The 1,011-nt window shown below is 55.2% G+C and carries 2 protein-coding genes; both read left to right on the plus strand.

The window, feature by feature from the left end; all coding sequences use genetic code 11:
* The coding region (locus ALO64_RS23170) for a DsbA family protein (RefSeq protein WP_054991813.1) at positions 1-543 on the plus strand (543 nt) is incomplete at its 5' end.
* On the plus strand, positions 544-804 hold the full coding sequence (locus ALO64_RS23175) for a hypothetical protein (RefSeq protein WP_019742064.1): 261 nt from the start codon (positions 544-546) through the stop codon (positions 802-804).
* Positions 805-1,011: the final 207 nt, after the last annotated feature.

Genomic DNA, 1,011 nt, shown 5'->3' on the forward strand with positions numbered 1-1,011 from the left:
ACCCGGGGCGGTTCAGTTTACGGGAGCAGCAGTGCCAGATTCACCATCGTCGAGTATGCAGATCTGGAATGCCCGTACTGCAAGGATTATTTCCCACAGCTCAAAGCATGGGTTGATCAGCATCCAGACGTGAACCTGCAGTGGCACCACCTCCCTCTTCCCATGCACGAGCCGACCGCGAGCTATGAAGCTCGGTGGGCTGAGTGCGCGGGGATTGAGCGCGGCAATGACGCTTTCTGGCTCGCCGTCGAACTCATTTATCAGCGCACTCGGTCGAACGGTGCTGGAACTGCTGGCAATCCGCAGATCCCGGGGCTTGAGGATCGACAGCACTTCATCGATAACTGCGCGTCGAGCAACCCGGCTGTCCGACAGACCGTTGTTAGCCAGGCGCACAAGGCCGACCTGGACGGCATCACTGCCACACCGACGCTGGTCATCAAGGATAAAGTCTCTGGACGATCGATCAAGCTGCAGGGAGCACCTGACGGTAACGTGCTGCTTTCCGCAATCGACTGGCTGGCCAGCACGAAGGATTTATAAATGAACCCAGCCTTTGAACAAGCCTTACAAGCGCGCTTACTATGGGTGCAGGTCCGTAGCTATGGCTCACTTGGTTTTCATCAGATGGCGAAGATCGTTGCCAACAACGCGTACTGGCTTGTGGAAGAGCTTGCTATGCTGCAAGCGCGCTGCAAGATGCGCTACGCAGTTCCCTACGGCGCAAGATGCCGACTTATTCTCAGTGACGTTCCCAAACTGGCGGACCTGAGCAGGCTCAAGCGACGAAGCTCGGATCGTTGAGGAGGAGCGCGAAGCGGCTGCGGAACACCTCCGAAGGGAACAATCGAAGACCTACGCTATCAAGTGCATCAAACGTAACGACTGGAAAGCGCTGAACCTTCCATTCCCCGGACAGAAATTTTCTGCGGAACTCTATGCTTTGTGATGACCACGTATAGTCTTGTTACATGAACAAATGCCCTATAGCATTAGGGAAGGTCTGAAAAA

It is taken from the genome of Pseudomonas meliae (genome assembly GCF_001400515.1).
GTDB lineage: Bacteria > Pseudomonadota > Gammaproteobacteria > Pseudomonadales > Pseudomonadaceae > Aquipseudomonas > Aquipseudomonas amygdali.